This window comes from Neisseria sp. P0001.S005, assembly GCF_051963715.1.
The window spans coordinates 1-357 of record NZ_JBQCTZ010000799.1 but is presented as its reverse complement, the minus strand read 5'-3'; the positions used below and the strand labels follow the sequence as shown (position 1 = coordinate 357).

The window sequence follows — 357 nt, the reverse complement described above, 5'->3', positions numbered from 1 at the left end:
CGTCATTGACGCCACCATTATTCAGACCGCCGGCAGCAAACAGCGTCAGGCCATAGAAGTCGATGAAGAAGGACAAGTCAGCGGTCAAACCACACCGAGTAAAGACAGCTATGCCCGTTGGATAAAGAAAAACGGCCTCTACAAACTCGGTTACAAACAACATACCCGTACCGATGCGGAAGGCTATATTGAGAAACTGCATGTCACTCCCGCCAATACCCATGAGTGCAACCACCTGTTGCCTTTGTTGGAGGGCATTGCCGAAGATACGACCGTCTATGCCGATAAAGGCTATGACAGTGCGGAAAACCGGCAACATCTGAAAGAACATCGGTTGCTGGACGGCATTATGCGCAA

General features: G+C 50.4%; 1 protein-coding gene. It reads left to right on the top strand.

What is annotated here, in order from left to right; all coding sequences use genetic code 11:
* Positions 1 to 357 (top strand): transposase (locus tag ACTHSP_RS22945; protein ID WP_440347120.1); only part of this gene is annotated, 357 nt, incomplete at both ends.